Annotated in this window: 25 protein-coding genes; 19 read left to right on the forward strand and 6 right to left on the reverse strand. The window is 56.6% G+C overall.

The window, feature by feature from the left end; all coding sequences use genetic code 11:
- Positions 1 to 22: 22 nt before the first annotated feature.
- Both ABWH92_RS08505 and ABWH92_RS08510 read right to left on the reverse strand, forming a co-directional pair.
- Positions 23 to 586 carry a 3-hydroxyanthranilate 3,4-dioxygenase gene (locus tag ABWH92_RS08505; protein WP_375573902.1) on the reverse strand — a complete coding sequence of 188 codons (564 nt, stop codon included), beginning with the start codon at positions 584 to 586 and terminating at the stop codon, positions 23 to 25.
- A gap of 236 nt (positions 587 to 822) precedes the next feature.
- The gene (locus tag ABWH92_RS08510; RefSeq protein ID WP_375573904.1) at positions 823 to 1,776 is read right to left on the reverse strand and encodes a dihydrodipicolinate synthase family protein; all 954 of its coding nucleotides are present in this window, start codon (positions 1,774 to 1,776) and stop codon (positions 823 to 825) included.
- 180 nt (positions 1,777 to 1,956) lie between these two features.
- On the opposite strand from ABWH92_RS08510, the gene ABWH92_RS08515 reads away from it, so the two are divergent.
- The 8 genes from ABWH92_RS08515 to ABWH92_RS08550 all read left to right on the forward strand — a co-directional run bounded on the left by ABWH92_RS08515 (position 1,957) and on the right by ABWH92_RS08550 (position 11,159).
- Complete coding sequence (locus ABWH92_RS08515; RefSeq protein ID WP_375573906.1) at positions 1,957 to 2,739, forward strand: aspartate dehydrogenase; 783 nt, start codon at positions 1,957 to 1,959, stop codon at positions 2,737 to 2,739.
- A 9-nt stretch (positions 2,740 to 2,748) separates the two neighbouring features.
- The gene (locus tag ABWH92_RS08520) at positions 2,749 to 3,714 is read left to right on the forward strand and encodes a LysR substrate-binding domain-containing protein (RefSeq protein ID WP_375573908.1); all 966 of its coding nucleotides are present in this window, start codon (positions 2,749 to 2,751) and stop codon (positions 3,712 to 3,714) included.
- A 99-nt stretch (positions 3,715 to 3,813) separates the two neighbouring features.
- Entirely contained in the window at positions 3,814 to 5,250 is a 1,437-nt protein-coding gene (locus ABWH92_RS08525) for an NAD-dependent succinate-semialdehyde dehydrogenase (RefSeq protein ID WP_375573910.1), read from the forward strand.
- A gap of 45 nt (positions 5,251 to 5,295) precedes the next feature.
- On the forward strand, positions 5,296 to 6,492 hold the full coding sequence (kynU, locus tag ABWH92_RS08530) for a kynureninase (RefSeq protein ID WP_375573912.1): 1,197 nt from the start codon (positions 5,296 to 5,298) through the stop codon (positions 6,490 to 6,492).
- Positions 6,493 to 6,967: 475 nt separating this feature from the next.
- Positions 6,968 to 7,366, forward strand: a complete 399-nt coding sequence (locus ABWH92_RS08535) for a hypothetical protein (protein ID WP_375573914.1) — start codon at positions 6,968 to 6,970, stop codon at positions 7,364 to 7,366.
- An 11-nt stretch (positions 7,367 to 7,377) separates the two neighbouring features.
- Positions 7,378 to 8,673, forward strand: coding sequence for a hypothetical protein (locus tag ABWH92_RS08540; protein ID WP_375573915.1), 1,296 nt, complete (start codon positions 7,378 to 7,380; stop codon positions 8,671 to 8,673).
- On the forward strand, positions 8,670 to 9,815 hold the full coding sequence (locus ABWH92_RS08545) for a GNAT family N-acetyltransferase (protein WP_375573917.1): 1,146 nt from the start codon (positions 8,670 to 8,672) through the stop codon (positions 9,813 to 9,815). Before ABWH92_RS08540 ends, ABWH92_RS08545 begins: the two co-directional genes overlap by 4 nt.
- Positions 9,816 to 9,893: 78 nt before the next feature.
- Positions 9,894 to 11,159: a lipopolysaccharide biosynthesis protein gene (locus ABWH92_RS08550; RefSeq protein ID WP_375573919.1), complete on the forward strand. Its 1,266-nt coding sequence runs from the start codon at positions 9,894 to 9,896 to the stop codon at positions 11,157 to 11,159.
- On the opposite strand, the gene phnF is transcribed toward ABWH92_RS08550, so the two are convergent.
- Complete coding sequence (gene phnF, locus ABWH92_RS08555; protein ID WP_375573921.1) at positions 11,156 to 11,872, reverse strand: phosphonate metabolism transcriptional regulator PhnF; 717 nt, start codon at positions 11,870 to 11,872, stop codon at positions 11,156 to 11,158. The two genes, ABWH92_RS08550 and phnF, sit on opposite strands and share 4 nt — an antisense overlap.
- A 128-nt stretch (positions 11,873 to 12,000) precedes the next feature.
- On the opposite strand from phnF, the gene phnG reads away from it, so the two are divergent.
- Genes phnG through phnN form a run of 7 tightly spaced genes read left to right on the forward strand, consistent with a single transcriptional unit; the run spans position 12,001 to position 17,047 of the window.
- On the forward strand, positions 12,001 to 12,474 hold the full coding sequence (gene phnG, locus ABWH92_RS08560; RefSeq protein ID WP_375573923.1) for a phosphonate C-P lyase system protein PhnG: 474 nt from the start codon (positions 12,001 to 12,003) through the stop codon (positions 12,472 to 12,474).
- Positions 12,474 to 13,049 carry a phosphonate C-P lyase system protein PhnH gene (gene phnH / locus ABWH92_RS08565; RefSeq protein ID WP_375573925.1) on the forward strand — a complete coding sequence of 192 codons (576 nt, stop codon included), beginning with the start codon at positions 12,474 to 12,476 and terminating at the stop codon, positions 13,047 to 13,049. Before phnG ends, phnH begins: the two co-directional genes overlap by 1 nt.
- Positions 13,049 to 14,158 carry a carbon-phosphorus lyase complex subunit PhnI gene (locus ABWH92_RS08570; RefSeq protein ID WP_375573927.1) on the forward strand — a complete coding sequence of 370 codons (1,110 nt, stop codon included), beginning with the start codon at positions 13,049 to 13,051 and terminating at the stop codon, positions 14,156 to 14,158. Before phnH ends, ABWH92_RS08570 begins: the two co-directional genes overlap by 1 nt.
- Positions 14,155 to 15,036, forward strand: coding sequence for an alpha-D-ribose 1-methylphosphonate 5-phosphate C-P-lyase PhnJ (locus ABWH92_RS08575; RefSeq protein WP_375573929.1), 882 nt, complete (start codon positions 14,155 to 14,157; stop codon positions 15,034 to 15,036). Before ABWH92_RS08570 ends, ABWH92_RS08575 begins: the two co-directional genes overlap by 4 nt.
- Positions 15,033 to 15,812, forward strand: a complete 780-nt coding sequence (gene phnK, locus ABWH92_RS08580) for a phosphonate C-P lyase system protein PhnK (RefSeq protein ID WP_375573931.1) — start codon at positions 15,033 to 15,035, stop codon at positions 15,810 to 15,812. Before ABWH92_RS08575 ends, phnK begins: the two co-directional genes overlap by 4 nt.
- Before the next feature lie 9 nt (positions 15,813 to 15,821).
- Complete coding sequence (phnL, locus tag ABWH92_RS08585; RefSeq protein ID WP_375573933.1) at positions 15,822 to 16,505, forward strand: phosphonate C-P lyase system protein PhnL; 684 nt, start codon at positions 15,822 to 15,824, stop codon at positions 16,503 to 16,505.
- The gene (gene phnN, locus ABWH92_RS08590; protein WP_375573935.1) at positions 16,502 to 17,047 is read left to right on the forward strand and encodes a phosphonate metabolism protein/1,5-bisphosphokinase (PRPP-forming) PhnN; all 546 of its coding nucleotides are present in this window, start codon (positions 16,502 to 16,504) and stop codon (positions 17,045 to 17,047) included. Before phnL ends, phnN begins: the two co-directional genes overlap by 4 nt.
- On the opposite strand, the gene ABWH92_RS08595 is transcribed toward phnN, so the two are convergent.
- Positions 17,029 to 17,715: a DUF1045 domain-containing protein gene (locus tag ABWH92_RS08595; protein ID WP_375573937.1), complete on the reverse strand. Its 687-nt coding sequence runs from the start codon at positions 17,713 to 17,715 to the stop codon at positions 17,029 to 17,031. The genes phnN and ABWH92_RS08595 overlap by 19 nt on opposite strands.
- A gap of 59 nt (positions 17,716 to 17,774) precedes the next feature.
- On the opposite strand from ABWH92_RS08595, the gene ABWH92_RS08600 reads away from it, so the two are divergent.
- On the forward strand, positions 17,775 to 18,923 hold the full coding sequence (locus ABWH92_RS08600) for an alpha-D-ribose 1-methylphosphonate 5-triphosphate diphosphatase (RefSeq protein ID WP_375573938.1): 1,149 nt from the start codon (positions 17,775 to 17,777) through the stop codon (positions 18,921 to 18,923).
- 14 nt (positions 18,924 to 18,937) lie between these two features.
- Here the strand turns inward: ABWH92_RS08600 and ABWH92_RS08605 are convergent, their stop codons facing one another.
- Both ABWH92_RS08605 and ABWH92_RS08610 read right to left on the reverse strand, forming a co-directional pair.
- Positions 18,938 to 19,786 (reverse strand): sugar phosphate isomerase/epimerase family protein, encoded by an 849-nt coding sequence (locus ABWH92_RS08605; protein ID WP_375573940.1) that lies wholly within the window; start codon positions 19,784 to 19,786, stop codon positions 18,938 to 18,940.
- A 13-nt stretch (positions 19,787 to 19,799) separates the two neighbouring features.
- A complete protein-coding gene (locus ABWH92_RS08610) occupies positions 19,800 to 20,987 on the reverse strand; it encodes an alpha-D-ribose 1-methylphosphonate 5-triphosphate diphosphatase (RefSeq protein ID WP_375573942.1) in 1,188 nt (395 codons plus the stop codon).
- A gap of 169 nt (positions 20,988 to 21,156) precedes the next feature.
- On the opposite strand from ABWH92_RS08610, the gene ABWH92_RS08615 reads away from it, so the two are divergent.
- From ABWH92_RS08615 to phnC, 3 genes are all read left to right on the forward strand, one after another.
- Positions 21,157 to 21,777 (forward strand): DapH/DapD/GlmU-related protein, encoded by a 621-nt coding sequence (locus ABWH92_RS08615; RefSeq protein WP_375573944.1) that lies wholly within the window; start codon positions 21,157 to 21,159, stop codon positions 21,775 to 21,777.
- A 234-nt stretch (positions 21,778 to 22,011) separates the two neighbouring features.
- Positions 22,012 to 22,929, forward strand: coding sequence for a phosphonate ABC transporter substrate-binding protein (gene phnD / locus ABWH92_RS08620; RefSeq protein WP_375573946.1), 918 nt, complete (start codon positions 22,012 to 22,014; stop codon positions 22,927 to 22,929).
- 95 nt (positions 22,930 to 23,024) lie between these two features.
- Positions 23,025 to 23,855, forward strand: coding sequence for a phosphonate ABC transporter ATP-binding protein (phnC, locus tag ABWH92_RS08625; RefSeq protein ID WP_375573948.1), 831 nt, complete (start codon positions 23,025 to 23,027; stop codon positions 23,853 to 23,855).
- Positions 23,856 to 23,886 lie beyond the last annotated feature (31 nt).

Genomic DNA, 23,886 nt, shown 5'->3' on the forward strand with positions numbered 1-23,886 from the left:
TCCTTGTTCTGTTTGCTTGGTCTCAGAGCTGCACCCAGCCCTCAGGCGGCTTGCCTTTGCCCGGATGAAGTGTGCCGCAATGCGGGCAGGTTCGGGCCTCGGTGCTGTTGTGGAAGGCGTCATAGATTTTGGGCAATGCCGTCACGATGCCTTCCGGCCCGTCCAGCGCAACTTCCTCGCGATGAACCCGTCCTTGGCAGTTGAAGCAGTACCACTCAAAACCCTCTTTCATCCCCGGTTGACGCGGTGCTTCCACCACAATGCCAACCGACCCCTCTTGTGGCCGCTGTGGCGCATGACGCACATGCGGCGGAAGCAAGAAAACCTCACCCTCACGCACCGGTACATCATAGATTTTGCCGCCATCGGCGATTTTCAGCATCATGTCGCCCTTCTGCTGAAAGAACCATTCTTCTACCGGATCATCGTGGAAATCAACGCGCGTATTGGGTCCACCTACAACCATGACGATCATATCACCCTCTTTGTGGAGCAACTGATTACCAACAGGTGGGCGCAGCTTGTCGGCGTGATCCTCCACCCATTTCTTGAAGTTGAAGGGCTTCAATGTGGGATGATGGGTCATTGGTTTCTCCCGCCTAGCGCGTTGTTTCGTCCACTATAGGTGCTGTTTGAAGGGGAAGCGTAGGAGAAATTGAAGCAAAGCAATATTTGTTTCCGGGAAAGTGGATATCGGTATTCTTGATATCAAAGCTATGCTGATAAGTACCTTCTCCAGCCGCATGGCGGACACTCGCGCGCGGCAAAAAGAGCTGGCAAAAGCCAACGAGCTGTCGCTTCCCTCAAACAAAGGGCATTCTGTTAAAGTTGAAGGCCACAGGTCTCAAAGGCAGCTCTTGTGGCGGCTTTCTCTGCCTCGGTAAGCTCGAGCATAGGATGGCGCACGCGGCCGCCGACCTGGCCTAAAAGCTCTTGCCAGTGTTTGCCATGGGCGGTTGGTTTGCCACCTGGCTTGGTGTTGCGGATTGCATCGCGTACGGGCTGCAAGCTATCGCGGACGCGCCGGGCCGCAGCAAAATCACCGGCAAAAGCCAGCTGGGTGTACTCATGCATCCGACGATCATTCTTGGTCTGCAGCTGGTAAGGGGGCGAGGAGCACAGATAAAGCTGCCAGCCGAGTTCCTCGATGTTGTCAAGCCAATCATCTTCCGCCGAAGTCGAGACCAGGATTTTGTCGCCTACCATCTGGGTGAGGCGGGCATACATCTCCCGTGGCACGGAGTATTTGATCGCCATGATGTTGGGCAGGTCCGCGATGCGGGCGCAGGTTTCTGGCTCCATCAGATAGCCGCTATCAGGATGGCTCCACATCGCGATGCCAATATCCAGCCGGTCGCAGAGATGCTTGTAGTAACTGTAAAGCACCTCGTCGCGGTCGTGGCAGAAGCTGAGCATCGGCGCGTGGACCACCACATAGTCCGCGCCACATTCCTGGGCGTGGCGACCTAAATCCAGCACGGTGTCGACGTTCTGGTCGGAGATCGACATGATCGTGCCAGCCTTGTCGCCGCACTCTTCTACGGCAATGGTCATGTTGCGTTTGCGCTCGTCCAGTGACATCGACCAGAACTCGCCCTGCTTTCCGGCGATGAAAAGCCCTTGAATCTCCAGATCATCAATCCAGTGCCGGATATTGCTCCGCAAGCCGACTTCATCAAGTTCCAGGTTGTTGTCAAACGGATTGAGAGCAGCTGCCCAGATCCCATGCATGGTTTCGCGGGCATAGGTTTTGGCTTCGTTCTTGGTGTACTTCATAGGCTTGGGTTCCGGTGAAAACGGAGGTGCCAAAGGCACGTAAGGTGCTGCGCTTTGGCTGGCACTAAGGCAAGTCTAGCGCAGAAAAACCAATCACATTGACGGAAACTGGATATCCAATAATTTGATATCAACGCGTGGTTGATTTCCGATAAACTGTCTTCAAGTCAGGAGGATGCGATGAAGATTGGCATCATTGGAGAGGGTGCCGTCGGGCGATATGTGGCGCGGACTCTCGATGAGCGTGGATTGGGGCCGCACGTGATTGTAACGCGATCTCATTCTCTTACAGAAGGCTTTGGTGACAGCGTCCCCCATGTCGGATCGGTTGTGGAGTTGCCGCCAGATGTGACCTTGATGGTTGATTGTGCCGGGCACGAAGCACTGGCCGAGCACGGCTGTGCCATCCTTGAGCGCGGTATAGATCTAATCACCATTTCTCTGGGCGCGTTGGCCGAGCCAAGTTTGGCGCAGAAACTTGCTGATGCGGCCCGCGGCGGCGGCTCGCAACTTCATTTGGCCAGTGGCGCTATCGGCGCGCTTGACTGTTTGCAGGCTGCAAAGGTCGGAGGGCTTAGCGAGGTGACCTATATTGGCCGCAAGCCACCGCCCAGTTGGCAAGGGTCGCCGGCAGAACAAGAACTCGATCTTGGTGGGTTGCAGACCGCGACAACGCACTTTGAAGGAACCGCTAGGGATGCTGCGTTGGCCTATCCAAAAAATGCCAACGTTGCAGCAGCGGTTGCGCTGGCCGGTTTGGGTTTTGATGCAACGAGGGTTAAGCTGGTGGCTGATCCTTCCATCACCGCAAATGTTCATGAAATTCACGCATCCGGCGCCTTTGGTCGGTTTTCCTTCCAGATTGAGGGGCAGGCCTTACCCGACAATCCTCGCAGTTCAGCACTTGCGGCCATGAGCGCTATATCAGCGATTGAGCGTGAACTTGACCCCATCACGATCTGAGGAACTGCCATGGCCACTCGCCACACGCGCATCGTTGAACGTGCGCTGACACGGTTGAAGTTGCGGCAACTGCGTCTGCTGGTTGCCGTTGGTCAGCATGGCAGTATCCAAAATGCCGCCCATGATCTGAGCATATCGCAGCCAGCGGCGACCAAGATGATCCAGGATCTTGAATTAGACTTTGAGGTCAAACTGTTCGACCGGACCAATCGTGGTGTCGTGCCGACGGTTTTTGGCGAGTCGCTTATCCGTCATGGCAAACTGATTTTTGCCCAGGTTTCCAATGCTGCGCAGGAGCTTGATGATCTCAATGAAGGGAGCAGTGGCCGTGTCGTGGTGGGAACCCTGCTCGCCGCGTCCCCCTCCTTGCTCCCCATGGCCGTGGAACAGCTGCTGAAGGATCGCCCCAACGTCGCGATCAAGATTGTTGAAGGCACCAATGAGGTGCTGATGCCCGCGCTTCTTTCTGGTGAAATCGACATGGTGGTGGGTCGCCTACCCAGCCACCGGCATCGCGAAAACATCAGCCAAGAAAAGTTCTTTGATGAGCGTGTTCTGGCCGTTGTTGGCACGCAGCATCCGCTGTCCAAACAGGTCAACGTGTCGTTTAAGCAGCTCCGGCCTTATGGCTGGATATTGCCGCCGGTTGAGACCACGTTGCGCCGTCAGACGGACCAGTTTTTTATTCGGCAGGGACAGTATGTGCCGCAGGTGGCCATTGAGTCGGTGTCCTATCTGGCCAATCGATCACTTCTGATGGCGCATGATTTTATAGGGCTTATGCCAGCACACGTGGCGGCGCTGGACATACAGGGTGGACTATTGGCCGGTATCGATTGGGCAGCGCCATTTGGAGCAGGTCCGGTGGGTGTGTCGTACCGAGGCAAACAAAGCCTATCGCCTGCGGGTGGTGCGTTTCTTGATGCATTGCGCGCCGCCGCATCACAGATTGATAGCTCGCACTCAGCCCGTTGATATCGTAGTTTCTGATACCAGTATTTGTTCAATTCGGTTGTCGTAATGCCGTGCTCGCAGGACACTTTGCGCAATTCAATGAACGGCAAAGAGACCGCAATGGGCACCTACCCAGACTTGAAACTCTTCATCGATGGCGGTTGGCGCGAAAACGCTGAAACCTCGCCCGTTGTGAATCCGGCCACCGAGGAGGAGCTTGGACGGCTTCCTCACGCGCGGATTTCTGATCTGGAAGACGCATTGAGCGCGGCGGAGAGAGGCTTCAAGGTTTGGAGCAAGACGCCGCCGCGCGAACGCGCTGATATTATCCTGCGCGCTGCGAGCATCATGCGCGAGCGGCAGGAAGAAATCGCCCGATCGATCACGGCCGAGCATGGCAAGCCGCTCGCTCAGGCCAGGCTTGAGGTGATCCGCGGGGCTGAGTTCTTTGAATGGGATGCTGGTGAAGCCATGCGCATGTATGGCCGCGTGATCCCTTCGGCGCCCGGCAGTAAGATCTCCGTGCATCATCATCCCATCGGGGTGGTTGCGGCGTTTTCGCCTTGGAACTTCCCGATGAGCCAACCGGCTCGTAAGATCTCCGGGGCACTTGCTTCAGGCTGTTCGATTATTCTCAAAGCTGCCGAAGAAACTCCCGCTGGTGCGATCCACATTGCACGTGCTTTTGAGGAAGCTGGGTTGCCGGCAGGTGTGTTGAATCTTGTTTTCGGCACGCCTTCGGAGATTTCGCAGTTCCTTATCCCGCAACCTTCCGTCCGGCTGGTGGCTTTGACCGGTTCAACACGTGTTGGGCGCCATCTGACAGAGCTCGCCGCGCAAAGTGATACCCGCGTGCTGATGGAGCTTGGCGGTCATGCACCGGTCATTGTCTGCGAGGACACCGATGTGGGCAAAGCGGCGGTGAGCGGCGCAACGCGCAAGATGCGCAATGCTGGGCAAGTCTGCACCTCGCCAACGCGCTTCCTCGTTCATGAAAGCATTTTCGATGAGTTTGCCGACAGGTTCACTGAGCGTGCTGCTGCCACTGTCGTCGGCAATGGCGTGGAAGACGGTGTTGAGATGGGGCCATTGGCCAATGACCGCCGCGTGCCCGTTCTAGCGGATTTGGTGAAGGATGCCCTTTCACACGGCGCCGAGCTTCGCACTGGCGGTCAGCGGCATGGTGAGAAAGGCTACTTCTTCCAACCGACGGTTATGACCAACGTGCCCAGTGCAGCGAGAATCATGCGGGAGGAACCTTTCGGTCCTATCGCCGTTCTCAACCCTGTGAAAAATCTGGAAGAAGCTATCGCAGAGGCCAATGCGGTGCCCTACGGTCTTGCTGGCTACGGTTTTACCAATCGTGCCGACTATATCGACCGGATGATTGACGAGGTCGAAGTGGGCAATTTCTCCATCAATACCTTGGAAGCCTCTTTGCCCGAAACGCCTTTTGGTGGTGTCAAATCGAGCGGCTACGGCCGCGAAGGCGGCACCGAAGGGCTGGAGAGCTATATGACCATCAAGAATGTTTGGCACTCTGCCAGCATCGCGTGAACAGAAACGTGCCGCTAGCACGGCTGTTGCGCACATGGAGATCCAATGACTGATTTCACCAAGACCCGCGCGATGTTCGATATCCCGGAGGGTATGGTCTATTTGAACGGAAACTCGCTGGGACCCATGCCCAAAGCTGCGCCGCAGGCCATGGAGCGCTTTCTCAACGATGAATGGCGCACTGAGCTGATCAAGGGTTGGAACACTAAGAACTGGTTCATGCAGACCAACACGCTGGGTGACCGGGTTGGCCGCCTGATCGGCGCGCCGGCTGGCAGCACGGTGGTTGGTGACACGCTGTCGATCAGAGTCTTTCAGGCCGTTGCCGCCGGGCTTTCGCTGGTGCCAGACAGGAAAGTTATTCTCTCCGACAATGGCAACTTCCCAACCGACCTTTACATGGTCGAAGGGCTGATGAAGCTGAAAAATGACGGCTATGAGCTGCGTATCCCGGACCCGGAAGCGGTGCTTGATCAGATCAATGATGACATCGCCGTGGTGATGCTGACGGAGGTCGATTATCGCACCGGCCGCAGACACGACATGCAAGCCGTGATCGAGAAGGCCCATCGTCATGGTGCAGTGGTTGTTTGGGATCTGGCGCATTCGGCTGGCGCGATCCCTGTGGATGTTGGCGGTCTAGATACCGATTTTGCGGTTGGGTGCACCTATAAGTACTTCAATGGCGGACCAGGCTCCCCGGCCTTCATCCATGTTGCCCCCCGACTTCTGGATGTTGTGGAGCCCGCCTTATCGGGCTGGTACGCCCATGAGGCACCGTTCGCATTTGACACTGATTTCCGAGCCATGCCTGGTGCCATTGAGCGGATGCGGATCGGCACGCCTTCTATTGCAGCCTTTGCTTTGCTGGAGGCTGCGCTGGACATCTGGGAGGATGTCGACATGGCGGACCTTCACCGGAAATCCATCGAGCTTAGCGAGTTGTTTATCGGCGAGGTTGAAGCGCGTTGCCCCGGTGTCACTTTCGCAGGGCCCCGTGACCCGAAGGCGCGTGGCAGCCATGTCTCGTTCCGTTTCGAGCATGGGTATGCCTGCATGCAAGCTTTGATCGCGCAGAAGGTGATTGGTGACTTCCGCGCGCCTGATGTGATGCGGTTTGGAATCACGCCGCTGTTCATTGGTGAGGATGACATCTCCAAGGCCGTCGATGCTATGGAAAGCATCTTGAAGAACGAGATCTGGCGCGAGGAGCGTTTTCAGACACGCTCTAAGGTGACGTAACGGATTTCAGGGTTTTCAGTGGGCCTTGAACCTTTGCCCTTCGGAAAAGGTATCCTGTGGACTTCGCCGACCGCAGATAACCTTTGGTTAACTGACGTTCTCAAGTGTGCTTGGCCAAACATGACACATTAAGACAGCCTAAACTGCAGGGCTGATAGTTTTTGGGTTTGTGAAAACCAAACTGGCGAGACCTGTCGTGCTTGTCCTGAAATTGAAATACTCGCACGTTTTGGCAGTTGCGATTCCAGTTGCAGTAAGTCTGGTCGCGTACTTGCAGCCTTTTGTTGCGCCTAGACTTCTTTTTCTGGACCCACTTGTTGCAGCGCTTGAAACCGACGCATGCTGCAAGACCTATCTGGGTATCGTCTCAACGTTCGGCATCATTCTTTGGGTTGCGACCGCATCGGTCTGTTTGTTCACGGCTCTTGTGTTGTACTCTCAATTAGTCCGGCGCTCATTTTGGGAGTTCGCTGCCATGGCGGGTCTATTGACCGCTTGGTTGGCTTTGGATGATGGGTTCTTAATCCATGAAAACATCGCGCCCAAGCTTGGTATCCCACAAACGGTCATGCTCTTGCTCATCGTCGCTTTTGCGATCGTTTATGCGCTGCGCTGCTGGCGCATCATACTCTCTCATGATGCACTGATGTTTGGTTTGGCTGGCTTTTTTCTGGCCGCGAGCGTTGGCATTGACGTTTTTCATGCCAGCGCGACAGATCTGCATTTTCTTGCTGAAGATGGCGCCAAGTTTGTCGGTATCGTTTGTTGGACATGCTTCCATCTGTCGGCGATGAAAGGATTGTTTAGTTCTTGCGGCGAGGGCGCCAAAGACAGTCTAACTTTCAAAGGCAATGCTGTTTTGGCGGCTCGGTGAGGCTTGGGTTGATGAGCAAAGCCTTTAGCGATCAAACTGTTCTTCTGCTTGGAAACTATCGTCCGACACTGGCGATAGCACGGCAGCTGGCTCACCAAGGCGCTCGTGTAATTGCTGTGCGCGAAGGGTGTGACCGGGGTGCTGAGCTGTCACGGTACGTTACAGATATCTGGGATAGTCCGCCCATTGACGGCAACCCGACCGTTTTCATTCGCGCTTTAGAGGCCTTTGTCGCGAGTGATAAGCGTATCAGCATCGTCATGCCCGTTGCTGAAGAGTTTGTGCGCGTTGTTGCGGAAAATCCACCCAGTCTAGGAGACCATGTCACTCTTGCGACTATGGATCGCTCGCTCGTCAATGCCTGTCTCAACAAGCCTCACATGATGGCATTGGCGCAGGAGGCCGATGTACCAATTGCGCCTTACACAACCGCTCAAAAGGTCCAAGACCTTACACGAAAAGCGTCTGGCATCGGATTTCCACTTGTTGTGAGGCCAATGGTTTCCACTGCGCGGATTGACGGCGAAAAAACTGTAGCGATTACCGATGGGGCAGATCTCGAGGAGTGTTTCACCGAGTGGGATGATGCATGGGGTGGCCTCATCCTGCAGAAACAAGCCGCCGGTAAGCGGCACAATGTCTATTTCGCCGCGAAAGATGGTGAAATCCGGCGGCTTTTGCACGCCATTATCCTTAGGACTGATCGACCTGATGGATCTGGATTGGCTGTTGAAGGGCGAACCGTTGAAGCAAGTGACGACTTGGTTCGTCATACTGCATCACTCCTTCAGCGCCTTAACTACAGCGGCATCGGTTGTGCTCAGTTTCTTGTTGACGAACAAACAGGCTCAATTTGTTTCTTGGAGATAAACCCACGGATTGCTGGCAATCACGCTGTTCCTGAGCATTGCGGTTTGGATCTTGCCGGGTTTCTCATCGCTTTGGCGCAAAACCGGGAAACCGGCCTGCAGCCATTGCCCTACGGGCGTGGCGGTGTGCGCTACTCGTGGGTGGCGGGTGACGTTGATGGGCTGAAGTGTTCGCTCAAGGGGCGTATGATTGGTCCTTGCGCAGCCTTGCGATGGATGTGGGATATTCCACGAACAGCGTTTCGTTCTGACCTCGATGTGATGTTTCGGTGGGATGATCCGCTGCCAGGACTCGCCAATCTCTGCGACGTCATTCCTATCGTTGGCCATCTCAGCCGGTTGCGCCATAGCCGTGCTGGTCGCAAGCATCAGCTTGCAGCCCTTGATCACAACCCCACTGTGCACACCTCATCTTCAACGGAGCTGTTCAAGCCATGACGTCGATTGCGGCCAACGCCGCTGTTTTTGCCGATCAAAGAGGCAAGGAAGCTCTGAACAGCCAATCTCGGCTGCGTTCGGAGACTGTGCCCATGGATGCGTGGGACGATCTTGTTTTGCGGTTTGATGATATCGTCTACGAGCAGACACAATGCTTCAGCAAAAGCCGATGGCCGGAAGACCAGATCCAACGGTTGGCCTACTGGGATGACACGCGCCTGGCCGCGGCCACAACCTTGCGACGTCTTTCTGTACGCGGCACTGGTGTTCATCTGACCATGGTGCGTTGGGGGCCTCTTTGGCGCCCAACAGGCCAAACCGCATCGGCTGAAACCTTGGATGACGTTTATCGGCACCTTGTTCAACGCTATGCTAGTGGAGCACGTGACTGTCTTTTACTGACGCCGCGCTGTGATCCTGTTGCGAATGACGAAGCACCCACTCGCCTTTCTCGACTAGGGTTTAAACTGCTGCAAAGCCGGTCCTCCAAAACGCGCTACTTCGTGGACGTGTCCCAAGGGTCGGATGCGCTGCGATCCAGCCTCTCACAGAAGTGGCGTTACAATTTGCGGAAATCAGAAAAGAACGATCTTTCCGTAGAGGTTTTAGCTGACGAAAGCGCCTTAGGGCAATTCAAAGCAATGCACACCGCCATGATGGAGCGAAAGCGCTTCACTGAAACTGGGCCCATCGACACATTGTCTGATGTGATGGCCGCTGAGCAACCAAGTCTGCGACCGCTTGTCTTCATTGTCAGCCACGGCGGCGATGAGGTGGCGGGCGCTGTGATCGATGTCTCGGGAGAGCAGGCCAACTATCTCTACGGTGCAACCGATGATAAAGCCCTTCCACTCAACGCCGGCTACTTCATGCAGTGGAAAGTGGTCGAGCACCTTTCACGCATGCCAGATATCCACTGGTATGGGCTGGGCGGCGGCTCATCATCCAGTTGCAGTCTTCATCAGTTTAAGCGTGGTTTGACCGGCAAGACCGGTCTGACGATTGATGAGCCGGAGGCTTTTGTCCGAGCCGGATCAGCATATGCAGCGCTGGTTGGAACCTCCGTTGCTCGATTGCGGTGGTGGTGGCAAGACGTTGATCTCGACATCGTTGCTCGGTTGACACAAAGCAACAGAGCCTGATCGCCGATGTTGCGGCTTGTCTCTGTATCATCGTTGCTCACAGGCGCCCGCCTTTTAGGTGCTATGGCAACGCTGGTCTTGACGTTGATTCTGACACGCCATTTTGGCGCTGAGATTGCTGCTGGATTTGCCGTTTGTATGGCGTTGGCCGCCACCATCACAACGATCAGTCTTGCGGGGCTGCAAGCGTTCTCTCCGATCCTTATCGCTGAGTACAACAAAACTGAGCAACACGGCTATCTTCGCGGTTTTGTGCTGGCTGGAGGCTTGGCCTGCCTCGGACTGACAATCATCTTGGTAGGACTGCTGCTGATCGCAGAGTGGTTGGGTGTCTTATCCGTGATCGGCCTGGATCTCAGTGGTCCACTTTTGTTGGCAACATCCATTGTTGCGATTGCTGGGGCTGTGTTGGCTTTTTCGGCCGGTGTGCTGACCGGCTTTCACAAGCAACCCAAAGCGCAATTGCCGGAAAGTCTTTTACGCCCCTTCTTGATCCTCGGCACGATCGCCGCTCTCGCGGTGGCCATGGTTGAACCCCAACTCATCCATGTTCTGGTGGCGGTTGCGTTGGTTGTTGTTGGACCAGCGGCAATGGTCGCTTTCTTCATGTTGCAGCAGATGCGCGAGGTGCCCCAGGTGCCGATGAGCTTTGACTTTTCGCGTTGGGTTCGAATGGCGCCACCATGGCTCTCCATAACGGTTGTTTGGGACAATATGATTGAGCTTATGCTCTTGCTGGCAGCAGCCCTTGCTGGTGCGACTGAAGTCGTGTTGCTGCATATTTGCTTTCGGTACCGCGTACTGGCTGGGTTCGGGATGCGGTCTCTCTACAGCGTCAGCCAGCCTCGGATCTACGAAGCCATCGCTTTGCGTGACCTTGATAGTGCCAGGGCCATCATTGGCATCACGAACATTCTTTCTTTGATCTATGGCATCGCCGTTCTGGTGTTTGTTGCTCTGTTTGCCGACTTGCTGCTCGGCGTGTTCGGCTCAGAGTTTACTGATGGCAAAGCGCTGTTGTTGTGTGTGTGTGGTCTTATCCTTGTTCGTGCGATTTTTGGACCCGCTATGGCTGTGTTGGGTGCCAATGGTGCCCAGATACTCGTGGCGCTCATACTCGTCGGGACGCTTGTTGCGGCTGTTTTGATGAGCATCGCTTTGTTCCCGTCCTTTGGCATCCTCGCTATCGGAATCGGCTATACAATCGCCAACGCCCTATCGTCGTTCGCCCTGTGGTTCATTGCTCGCCAAAGATTCAGTCTTGATTGCGCCATCTGGGCAGTGGATTTTCCCCGGGCCTACCGTTCTTTGCGTGATGAGGTTGCCTCGTCGGTGCCGACCTAGCCGTCATCTGGTGTGAGCGTCAGAGTGACCCGATCGCCAGCAAACCAGGTTTTGCCAAATTCAACAGGTGTGCCATCGCGATCCACATTCACACTGGTGGTGCGTAGGACTGGCACACCAGCTTTCACTTGCAGGTGGGTGGCCAGTGTTGGCGAGGCGGGCAACGCATTGATACGCGTCTGTTGCCGCGTGTAGTCGTCCACGCCAGCGGCTTTGAGCGCCGCAGTGACAGAGTTGTTGACCTTCAGGTCATCGAACAGATTGGGAAAGCGCTGCTCTGGGAAAACGCTGCGGAACATGGCGATGGCTGCATCATCGGCGAACGAAAGGCCTTCGCAGACCTTCACTTTAGAGTTGGGTCTTAAGTCGAGCGCTTCGGCTTCACTCGCGTCGGCGAGGCGCGTTTCAGTGATCAGCATTTTTCGCCTTGGGGTTCGACCCGCTTCCAGCAAGTTTTGATGAAACCGTACGCGCTGGCCCAATGGGTAATCTGTCGAAGCCTGTGTCACGAAAACACCAGCGCCTCGGCGGGCATGCACCACTCCCTTGTCGGCCAATGCACTCAACGCACGGCGGACAGTGTGTCGGTTTACTCCAAAGCGGTTGGCCAACTGGGCCTCGGTCGGCAGCTTGCCTCCCGAGGGGTAATGTCCAGCTTCAATATCGCTTTCCAGCATCTCAAAAATGGCGGTCCAGAGGGCAGTGCGGGCCATAGCGTATCCAGTGCGTGCAGTCGGGTCGTTCCCAATGTCATGGAAAATTCATCAAACGACAGTTGCGCGAACGCTCTCCCATCGCTAAAATTTGTCTAGTTGTATAAATATTTGGACAAGTTGGCAAGATGTTGAAAAACCAAGAACTGTCCCAAGCGAACAAAGCGCGTCAGGTGCGCCTGTCTGTGTTGGCCAAGGCGCCGGCCGACCGTCTGACCACCCTGTGGCGAGGTTGGTGCGGTCATGCGGGCGAGCCTGCTCATGAAGTTCTGCGACCGCCAGAGATTGGCACTGTCATGGTGCGTGGACGGGCCGGAGCCGTGGGCGCCCCGTTCAATCTGGGTGAGATCACTGTCACGCGCTGCTCAGTAAGGTTGCCGAGCGGACATGTCGGCCATGGCTATGTGCAGGGACGCGATAAGCAGGCCTCATTGGCCGGAGCGCTTGTCGATGCGCTCGCACAGGCTGGCCAGGCCGATACGATGGATGAGGCGATCATCGAACCTTTGGCAATCGAAGCCCAGGCACACTTGGCAGCAAGGGCAGCAAAGGCTGCGGCCACGAAAGTGGATTTCTTCACCATGGTGCGAGGAGACAATTGATGCAGCAGCAAAGCGCCTTTGAAGGTGGTTTCGCCAACCCCTCGTACGACGCAGCGCACGCTTTTCGTGCCGCTATGCGTGTCATGGCCCGTCCTGGTACCGTGGAAACCATCAACGGCGGCAGCGCGCCATGGCCGGTATCTGTGGCGGCCGCAAGCGTGATGTTGACGCTGTGCGATCCGGATACAGGCGTTCATCTGGCTGGCGCACATGACACTGAAGATGTGCGCGAGTGGGTGACCTTCCACACCGCCGCCGCGCTGGTCTGCGCAGAGCAGGCCGATTTTGCCATCGGCACCTGGGACGCGCTGCAACCTGTCTCGCGCTTTAAGACTGGTACCAGCGAATATCCTGACCGCGCCGCAACGCTGGTCGTGGATGTGCCGGAACTGTTGCAAAGCGGGGCGCGGCTGACCGGCCCTGGTATCAAAGACCGCGCCTTGTTGAACCTGCCGGAGTTGGAAGCTTTTCAGGCCAATCGAAAGCTGTTCCCGCTTGGGTTCGACTGTTTTTTCTGTGTGGGCGAGCAGATCGCAGCCTTGCCGCGCTCAACCATCGTTTCGGAGGCTGGCTGATGTATGTTGCCGTCAAAGGTGGCGAACGCGCCATCGACAATGCCCATGCCTGGCTTGCCGAAGAGCGCCGAGGCGATGTGGCGATTGAGGAGCTCTCGGTCGCGCAAATCCGCGAGCAGTTGGCGCTTGGCGTTGCCCGCGTGATGGCTGAGGGTTCGCTGTTCGACCCTGATCTTGCCGCCCTTGCGATCAAGCAGGCGCGGGGTGATCTGATTGAGGCGATCTTTCTTATTCGCGCCTTCCGCACCACACTGCCGCGCTTTGGTGCCAGTGCGTCCATCGATACCGGCGCGATGACCTGCGACCGCCGCATATCGGCGACCTTCAAGGATGTGCCGGGTGGTCAGGTGCTTGGCCCAACGTTCGATTACACGCATCGGCTTATCGATTTTGCCCTGGCGGCCAATGGCGAGCCGCCGCTTAATGCAGAAACAGGTGAGGCCCGCACCGAGCCGACGCCGCATGTGACCGAGTTTCTGGACCGTGAAGGGCTTATCCAAAATGAAGTGGATGGCAGTGAAACGCCGCGCGACCTGACGCGCGAACCGCTCGATTTCCCCGCAGACCGGCCACTGCGCCTGCAAGCGATTGCCCGAGGCGATGAGGGCTTTGTGCTTTCCATGGCTTATTCCACCCAGCGTGGCTATGGCCGCAACCACCCATTCGTGGGTGAGCTGCGGGTTGGCCAGGTGGCGGTTGAAATGGACATTCCCGAACTCGGGTTTGCCATCGAGATCGGAGAGATCACCGTGACGGAGTGCGAAACCGTCAACCAGTTCATGGGCTCAAAAACCGAACCCCCACAGTTCACGCGTGGCTACGGTCTGGTGTTCGGGCACTCTGAACGCAAGGCGATTTCCATGGCGCTGGTGGACCGTGCGCTGCGCTGGGAAGAGCTGGGCGAGGACAATGTCGGCGCGCCGGCGCAGGATGAAGAGTTCGTGCTCTCGCACTCTGACAACATTCAGGCGACTGGCTTTCTGGAGCACATCAAGCTGCCCCACTATGTCGACTTTCAGTCCGAGCTGGAACTCATCCGCAAGCTGCGGGCCGAAGCTCAGCAGGCTTCCAATTCGGACTCTCAACTCTTTCAGGAGGCCGCAGAATGAGCGCCCCCCAAGCCGAAACACCGATGAGCGAGTACAATTTCGCCTATCTCGACGAACAAACGAAACGGATGATCCGCCGCGCCATTTTGAAAGGCTTGGCGGTTCCGGGCTACCAAGTTCCCTTTGCCAGCCGCGAGATGCCGATGCCCTATGGCTGGGGCACGGGCGGGGTGCAGGTGTCTGCGGCGGTGATGACGCCTGACGACACGTTCAAAGTGATCGATCAGGGGGCTGACGACACCACCAACGCCGTCTCGATCCGCAAGTTCTTTGAAAAGACGGCTGATGTGGCCGTTACTGAGCGCACCAAAGATGCCACCGTGATTCAGACGCGGCACCGTATCCCCGAGGAGCTCCTCACCGAGGATCAGATACTGGTCTACCAAGTGCCGATCCCCGAACCTTTGCGTTTCTTGGAACCGCGTGAAACCGAAACGCGCAAAATGCACGCGCTGGAAGAGTATGGCCTAATGCATGTGCGGCTTTATGAGAACATCGCTCAGCACGGGGCCATCACCACTGCCTATGCCTATCCGGTGAAGGTGGAAGATCGCTATGTGATGGATCCTTCACCAATCCCAAAATTCGACAATCCGAAACTGGAGTCCGACGCGATCCAGCTGTTCGGTGCGGGCCGCGAACAACGCATCTATGCGGTGCCGCCGCACACCAAAGTGGTGAGTTTGGATTTTGAGGATCATCCGTTTGACCCGTCAAAGGCCAACCACCCTTGTGCCCTGTGTGGGTCGACCACCAGCTATCTCGATGAAGTGATTGTCGATGATGACGGCGGGCGAATGTTCGTCTGTTCCGACACCGATTATTGCGCGCAACGTCAGGCAGCCGGACACACCGGTGAACAGGAGCAGGCGGCATGAGCGACGTCATACCCCTTCTGGACATCCAGAACCTTTCGAAGAACTACGGCGCTCGTGTCGGCTGCCGTGATGTGTCGTTCAAACTCTATCCCGGCGAAGTCATGGGCATTGTGGGCGAATCCGGGTCCGGCAAATCGACCCTGCTCAACTGCATGGCCGGTCATCTGACCCCCGATAGCGGTCGCGTGTTGTTCGATACGCGCGCTGAAGGCCCGCGTGACACGCTGGCCATGAGCGAGCCGGAACGGCGGATGCTTGGCCGTACCGATTGGGCGTTTGTGCACCAGAACCCGCGCGACGGGCTGCGTATGCGCGTGTCCGCAGGCGGCAATGTTGGCGAGCGGTTGATGGCCGTTGGCGCACGGCATTATGGCAACATTCGCCATGCCGCCGAGGATTGGCTGGAGCGGGTGGAAATCGACACCGGCCGCATGGATGATCGGCCAGCTCAGTTTTCCGGCGGCATGCAGCAGCGCCTGCAAATCGCCCGCAATCTGGTGTCCGGACCGCGCCTTGTGTTCATGGATGAACCGACCGGCGGACTGGATGTCTCCGTACAGGCGCGTCTGCTCGATCTGCTGCGCGGTCTGGTGCGCAAGATGGGCCTGTCGGCCATCATCGTCACCCACGATCTGGCTGTGGTGCGGCTTCTGGCCGACCGGTTGATGGTGATGAAGGATGGCGATGTAATCGAAACGGGCCTGACTGATCAGGTGCTCGACGATCCGCAGCACGCCTACACACAGCTACTCGTTTCCTCAGTTTTGCAGGTTTAGGACCCAATCATGATCACTGTTGAAGACCTTGGAAAAAGTTTCGCGCTGCACAATCAAGGGGCGACCATTATTCCGGTTCTTGAAGGTGGCAAATTCCAAGTGAAACCGGGTGAATGTGTTGCGTTGACGGGAGTTTCAGGTGCTGGGAAGTCCACTGTCATGCGCATCCTCTACGGCAACTACCTTGCCCAGGCTGGGCGCGTGGTGATCGATGGGCTAGATATCACCAAGGCCGAGCCACGTGAAATCCTTAAGCTGCGGCGGCAGACCCTTGGTTATGTCAGCCAGTTTTTGCGGGTTGTGCCGCGTGTCCCCACCATTGATGTGGTGAGCGAGCCTCTTCTTTCGGTCGGCAAGAGCGAGGAGGAGGCGCGTGAACGAGCATGCGATCTTCTCTCCCGCTTGCGCATCCCTGAGCGCTTGTGGGAGCTCTCGCCGACCACCTTTTCCGGCGGCGAACAGCAGAGGGTGAACATTGCCCGAGGGTTTGCACACGCCTATCCGGCGCTGCTGCTTGATGAGCCGACGGCCAGTCTTGATGCGCAGAACCGGCAAACCGTGCTGACCCTGATCGAGGAAGCCAAGGCAGGCGGAGCGGCAATTGTCGGCATCTTCCATGACGTCGAAGCGCGTGCGCGGGTGGCAGATCGGGAGATTGATGTCACCGCCTTCACGCCGAGGCTTGCTGCATGAGTGGTGGCCGGTTTATCGCCGTGGTTGGCCCTTCGGGTGTCGGCAAGGACAGCGTGATGGGTGCGCTGTGCAAGGCGATGCCAGATATGGTGCGGTGCCGCCGCGTGATCACGCGGGCACCAGAAGCTGGCGGTGAAGACTATGAACCGGTGGACGAAGACACCTTTCACACGCGTGCGAAGCGCGGGGACTTTGCCCTTTGGTGGCAAGCGCACGATCTGTTCTATGGTGTTCCCAACGATGTGCATACTCATCTGGAGCGCGGTTGCAATGTGATTGCCAACCTATCGCGATCCAAACTAACGGAAGCTCAAGCTATCTTCCCGCATTTCCAAGTTCTGTCGCTGACCGCCAGCCCAGCTGTGCTTGAAGACCGTTTGGCCGGGCGCGGTCGTGAAACGGCCAGCGAACGAGAAAAGCGGCTGGCACGGGCGAGCCTTCCATTGCCAGATGGGCTTGCCGTGATCGAGATCGACAATTCCGGAGCCTTGGATAGATCCGTTGCCGCTGCGCGTGATGCGCTTCAATTGGCCAGCGCGTAAGAGTGGATCAGATGGAAGCGACCTGCCTCATCTTCTCCCAACAATCCAAGCGATGTGATGGCAAACGGGCTTGGCATAACGGGCGCGAAGTGTTGTCCGAGCCTGCTCGCGATATGTTCAGCTTCTTCAGTAGGGCGCTTGCCCGTCAAAGTCATGTGAAAGCGGAACTCGTCCATCACATAGGGGTAGCCCCAGCGCAACAGGTTGGCCTCTTGTGTTGGGGAAAGGCCAGCTTTGCGACGCTTTTCCAGTTCATCTTTGGTTGGCGCGGCGCGAAAGCCATCGAACTTCTCAACCACATTGGCCGCCAGCCCTTGCAGGCTTATGCTGGAGCTGCTGGGAACTGCAGCAACGAAACCGCCAAGCGGACGGATCACCAGATTATCCACGCTTGCTGCTTGCAAGGTTGGCATCAGCGTTGCGCACGCCTCTTGCAGACTTGTCTGCGTTTCACCATCAGCCAATCGAAACGGCGGTTTGATGGTGCCGTGAAAGCCATATTTACGCGGTGTCTGTGTGAGCCTATCGATGGAGTCAGGCAGCCCTTCGACAGTAGGGTGGTCAACGGTGTTACCGAGGCGGGAATCCCAACCCAGCCAATGCGAGGCTTGGGTGTGAAAGTCTCCTTCGGCCATCACGTAAATGGCATAACGGCTGTAGTTAGTCATGAGGCCTGTTCCTAAAGTCCAATTCTTGGACCTGAATTTCATAGAAGAAAGAATGCTTTATGACGCAAACAACCATTCTTGCGAACGCACGCTTGGTGCTGGCCGACGAAGTCATCTCCGGCAGCCTCACGTTTGCCGATGGCGTTATCACATCCGTTGACCAAGGCACGAATGTTCCGACCGGCGCGATCGACTGTGACGGCGACTATGTCGTGCCTGGTTTGGTGGAACTGCACACCGACAATCTGGAGCGGCATCTCTCACCGCGTCCCGGTGTTAACTGGCCGCACAATGCTGCCATCGCTGCGCATGATGCTGAGCTTGCGTCCACCGGCATCACAACGGTGTTTGACGCTGTCCGTCTGGGGTTCATTGAGTATTCGGGCACCCGCAATGTGATGACGCCCTATGCCCGCTCGATGGTTTCGGAAATCCTGACAGCGCGTGAGCACGGGCTGCTGAAGATCTCACATCATATTCATCTGCGTGCCGAGATTTGCTCAAACTCCTTGGCCGACGAGTTGGAAGAGTTTGGTCCTGAGGACCGGATTGGCATCATCTCCTTGATGGATCACACGCCGGGTCAGCGGCAGTTTGCCGATATCAGCCAGTACGAGAAGTATATGCGCGGTAAGCATGGGCTCTCGCAGCAGGAGTTCGATGAGCATGTGGCGGAGCGCAAGCAGTTGCGCGAGCGCGTGGTCGAAAAGCACGAGGCGGCGGCTGTGAATGCGGCGGCGGCATTCGGTGCCGTGCTTGCGAGCCATGATGACACGACCCATGACCATGTGGAGCGGTCGGCGGAGCATGGGATCAAACTGGCTGAGTTTCCGACCACCATTGGTGCGGCCCATGCCTGTCACGCCCATGGCATTGCGATCATGATGGGCGCGCCGAACCTGGTGCGCGGTGGCTCACATTCGGGCAATGTCGCTGCCCATACCTTGGCAGAGCACGATTTGCTGGACATTGTCTCATCGGACTATGTGCCATCGGCACTGCTTTACTCCGCGCTCAAACTCTCCGAACTCTGGGATGACATGCCGCGCGCCGTCCAAACCGTCACATCAGCGCCGGCTAAAGCGGTGAACCTAGATGATCGTGGCACCATCGCAAACGGCTTGCGCGCCGATCTCGTGCGCTTTCATGTGCTTGATGACGTGCCGCTGATCCGCGGTGTTTGGTCAAACGGGGTTCAAGTTGGATAATAGAAGGCGGGTTGCTAGCGGGCCAGACCTTGGCCTTCCAAGTACGTCATGGCTGCTGAAATGTCCGACGCATCGCGCAGTTCTAGCACGAGATGCGGCGCGGTTTCTGTGCCCATGTGTGGTAACTGTGCGAGCGCTTTGAAAACCGAATGCCAAAGAATGGTGCCTTGTCCAGGTGCCCAGTGCCTGTCGGCGTAACCGTCTGCATCTTGTAGATGAACGTGGGCAAGCTGCGCGCCTGCATCTGCTACGAAATAGTCAACCGGCGGTGCACCCGTTGCGCCATGGGCATAGTGCGCGTGGCCGGTATCGATGGACACACGAACGTTTGGGCTGTCGAAACTTTCGGCCAACTCGCGCCGCGCACGTGGATCGATGTCCTCAATGTTTTCTATCACCAGTGTCACGCCCTCTTGTTCAGCCCGGCGCACAACACCTCCAAGAACGCCATGGACTTTCTCGATGTGTTCGCTGCGCGCTGATCTCCCTTTGGTGCGTGGTGGATAGTTGAATGAGTTGAAATGATCCCACGTTTTGAAAGGAGAATGGACGACCATCTGTGTCGCGCCGAGCGCTGCACAAATCTCAACGCCAGTCATAAAACGCTTGGTGATAAGAGGGCGGAACTCGGGGTCATTGCTGTCTATGGGTGCGTTCCAAAACGGACCGTGGATCCCAAGCCGACCAGTGAAACCATCCAATGCTGTTTTGACCTTGGCAACATGATCGCTCCAATCGCCGAGTAGCAACTCGGTTTGGTGGTAATCCTGGATTTCAAGATCGCGCTCACCTTCAATAAGCCAATCGCGATAGGTCGGCACGTGTTCAAGTGTGAGGGCTGCGCCGATTGTGATCGGTTCCATTGCCAAGATCCTCTCAGAAAACACGCATGCCTTCACGCCACACGCCGCGAACAACCGGTTGACCGTCCATCACGCGCACTTGAACAAGGTCAGCACGTAGGCCCGTCTCTAGTCTGCCTCTGTCGGTCAGACCTGCAAAGCGGGCAGGGGTGCTGCTGACGAGTGCAATGGCCGAGGGTAAACCGATATCGAGGTCGCGGTCAGCAGCGATGGCAAAGGCGCAGTCGAGTGGGCTGCGCGGCACATAGTCAGACGCCAGGGCGTCCACAAGGCCAGCTTCCAGCAATTCTTTGACGGCCACATTGCCCGATTGCGAACCGCCACGCAGATAGTTTGGAGCTCCCATCACCGTGCCCAGTGCGTGATCTTTCGCACGTTTGGCAGCGACGTGCGTTGTTGGAAACTCTGAGATGGTCACGCCTTCGGCAAGCGCTTGATCAACATGTGCAACCGAGCGGTCATCATGGCTCATCACGGGCACATTAGCAGCTTTGGAATGGGCGATGATCTTGGCTCGGTTCTGCGCGCCGATGCGCTCGGAGCGCTCGAAAAGCTCGTCCATTCGGGCACGACCTTCCGACGCGCTGATCTCCATCTCGTGGATCATGTGGTTGAACCAGCGCTCGATATCGGGGCTCTGTCGATCGCCGGGCGTGTGATCCATGACCGACACCAGCCTCGCCAAAGGATGCTGGAGCGCATCAGCAGTCAACTGGGGTGTGTCCGGGTCAGAGATCTCACAACGCAAGTGCAGCAAATGGTCGACCCGGAAAGCGCCAGCGGCTTGTCCATGTTCCAGTGCTTCAATGAGCGGCAGGAGGATTTCACCGCGCTCTGGACGCTTCATCGTCGCGCCAACGCAAAGGCTGTCAAAAACGGTGGTCGTTCCGCCGGCAATCACAACGGCATCGTGAGCCAACAAGGCAGGCAAAAAGGCCCACTGAACTGTCGACCGTGGGTGGACATGAGTTTCCACATGGTCGGTGTGCAGATCGATGATGCCTGGGATGAGATAGTCGCCCTGAAGGTCGAGTGACCGCGTCCTGGGGCCGTCAGTGTCCAGGTCTGCAATCTTACCAGCATCAATTGTTAGCGATCCGTGCCGAACGTCATTTGGCAGGACAAGCTGCGCGTTGGTGAGCTGAAGCACACCGTCCCATTGAACCGGGGCGCCAACTACCGTCTGTGGTGTGTCGAGCATGAGGGGAGTCCTTTTTTCGTTGGCTCTGGTGGAACGCCTGATTTGTGACGGTTCGATAGAGCTCGGGTGATTGTTTTATGACATTCACAGGGTTGAACCGCTTCGGCCCTTCCGCCGATCTTTTGTTGATGCTTAGCGTCCAGCGATTTCAACAAAAGGACGTCAGCCGATGGGTCAGAAAAAACTGAGCGAGACACCAACCATTCACGGCCAAGCTGAAGTGGCTGCTGATTGCACTCTTGGCCGATGGACTGAAGTTGGGCGTCGAACCCAGATGAAAGCCTCATCCTTGGGTGACTATTCGTACATCACCGAGAATGGTCATGTCATGGACACCACCATAGGCAAGTTCTGCTCCATCGCGAACGATGTTCGGCTCAATCCGGGCAATCATCCGACTTGGCGTGCCTCTCAGCATCACGCGTTCTACAGGGCTGAGGCTTATGATCTTGGCGAGGATGATGCGGATTTTTTTGACTGGCGCCGATCCAATCCGGTGACCATTGGCCATGATGTATGGATTGGCCACGGGGTAACCGTCACGGCCGGTGTGACCATCGGGACTGGCGCGGCGATCGGAGCTGGTGCGGTGGTGACCAAGGATGTTGAGCCATACACGATTGTTGGAGGTGTTCCAGCCAAGCTTCTCAAGCGTCGGTTCACTCCTGAGCAAGGCAAAGCACTCATGGAGGTTGCTTGGTGGGACTGGAGCCATGATCGGTTGAAGATCGCTCTGCACGATATTCGTCATCTTGATGTTGATGCGTTCTTGGCTATCCACAGGCCATGAGTGCGGTTGCCCGCTGAGGCTGGCGTTTTACCCTTTGTTTTGATTGCAGTTTTTTGTTCAAAAAACTGCAATCAAACCATCGCTAGAACTTCATCTTACCTTTGCACACCTGCCATGAACCATCCCTATCACCGGCTCTCGTTGCGGGTGGTTGAGGTACACAGACGCCGCTCGCCTGTGTTTTCCGAGGGGCTCATTTTGGGCACCTCTGACCTCTAAAACAGGATGGCTTCCATGTTGAAAATGACTCTGAGCGCGCTGATCGTTGGCGCAACCGCTCTGACCAGCACCGTCGCCCTTGCAGACTGGCGCGAGGATGTTCCGGTGTTCCGCATCGGTATTCTTGGCGGTGAGAATGAGGCTGATCGTCTTCGCGAGCACAGCTGCCAGAAAGACTATTTGGAGAACATTCTCGGCGTGCCGGTCGAGTTGTTCCCAGCTTCAGACTACGCAGGCGTGATGCAGGGTCTTTTGGCTGGTCAGCTGGAGTTTGCCGGTCTGGGTTCGGCTGGCTATGCCGGTATCGTTCTTCAGGATGAAAACGCTGTTGAGCCACTTTACACCACCCAACAGGTGGATGGTTCGCTCGGTTACTACTCGGTGATGTATGTGCGTTCCGACAGCGACATCACAAGCTTGGAAGAGATGGAAGGTCACTCGCTGGCTTTTGCTGACCCCAACTCCACCTCAGGCTATCTGGTTCCCAATGCTGAGTTGAACGAGATGGGTATCAACCCCGATGCTTACTTCTCGCAGACCGGCTTTGGTGGTGGTCATGAACAGGCGGTGATTTCTGTTCTTCAGGGCCAGTATGACGCTGGTGTCACCTGGACATCTGGCGTCGGCGATATCGCCGAGGGCTTCTCACGCGGCAACTTGCGTTCCATGGTCGACAAAGACCTTCTCGATATGGATGACATCCGCATCATCTGGCAGTCGAACCTCATAACGAATGGTCCGCGCGTTATCCGTCAGGATGTTCCTGAAGAGCTGAAGTCGCTGGTGATGGGCGCGATGATGCGTCTGCAATCGGTGGACCGCGATTGCTACGACGCCATCAATGATGGCGAGTCGATGAGCTATTATCCCATCGATCACGACTTCTATTTGCCGATCATTAACATGCGTCGTCAGCTGGCTGGCGTTCGCTAAGCTGTCCTTCTGAGTAGGGCCGAGCCTGGCAAAGGTTCGGCCCTTTTCGCATCCCCTCGACCCCCAAACTAAGTTGTAAAGCTGGAGCCCTAGCCATGCTTGAGATCAAAGGCCTGTCGAAGCATTTCGCCGCCACCAAAGCGGTTGATGATGTGACCGTCAGTATCCCAGACGGCCAAATGGTCGGCATTATTGGCCGCTCTGGCGCAGGTAAATCGACGCTGCTTCGTATGCTCAACCGCCTTGCTGATCCGACTGCAGGGCAGATCAATTTCAAGGGCCGCGATGTCGCTGCCATCAAGGGACGTGAGTTGCTCAAGTGGCGCTCTGAATGCGCCATGATCTTCCAGCAGTTCAATCTGGTCGGGCGTTTGGATGTGATCACGAACGTTCTGACCGGACGTATGTATCATCACGGTTTCGCATCTTCGATGTTGAAGTTCTATTCGCCTGCCGAGCGCGCGTTTGCCATTCATGCGCTGGATCGCCTGACAATGTCGCACACGGCAACCCAGCGCGCCGATACCTTGTCTGGCGGCCAACAGCAGCGTGTCGCCATTGCGCGTGCTCTGGTGCAAGAGCCAAAAATTCTGCTCGCCGATGAACCTATAGCATCGCTCGACCCGATGAATGCCAAGGTCGTGATGGACGCGCTACGCACCATCAACCAGGAAGATCAGATCACCGTCGTTTGCAATCTCCATACACTGGATACCGCGCGGCGTTATTGCGACCGAGTGATCGGTATGGCCGCTGGCAAAGTAGTCTTTGATGGCAATGCCGATGATCTCACCATGGATGTGGCGCGCGATATCTATGGTGCTGACCTCAGCGATTTCACCGAAGAGATGACGTCGACCGACATCAGTGCTTTGGGCAAACCTCTCGCCCCGACGGCTATCGATGGGCAAGCCCTGGCTTCCTAAAGGCCAAACAACTCCCCTCTATTCGCTGAAG

Source organism: Ahrensia marina, assembly GCF_042140245.1.
Lineage (GTDB): Bacteria > Pseudomonadota > Alphaproteobacteria > Rhizobiales > MH13 > MH13.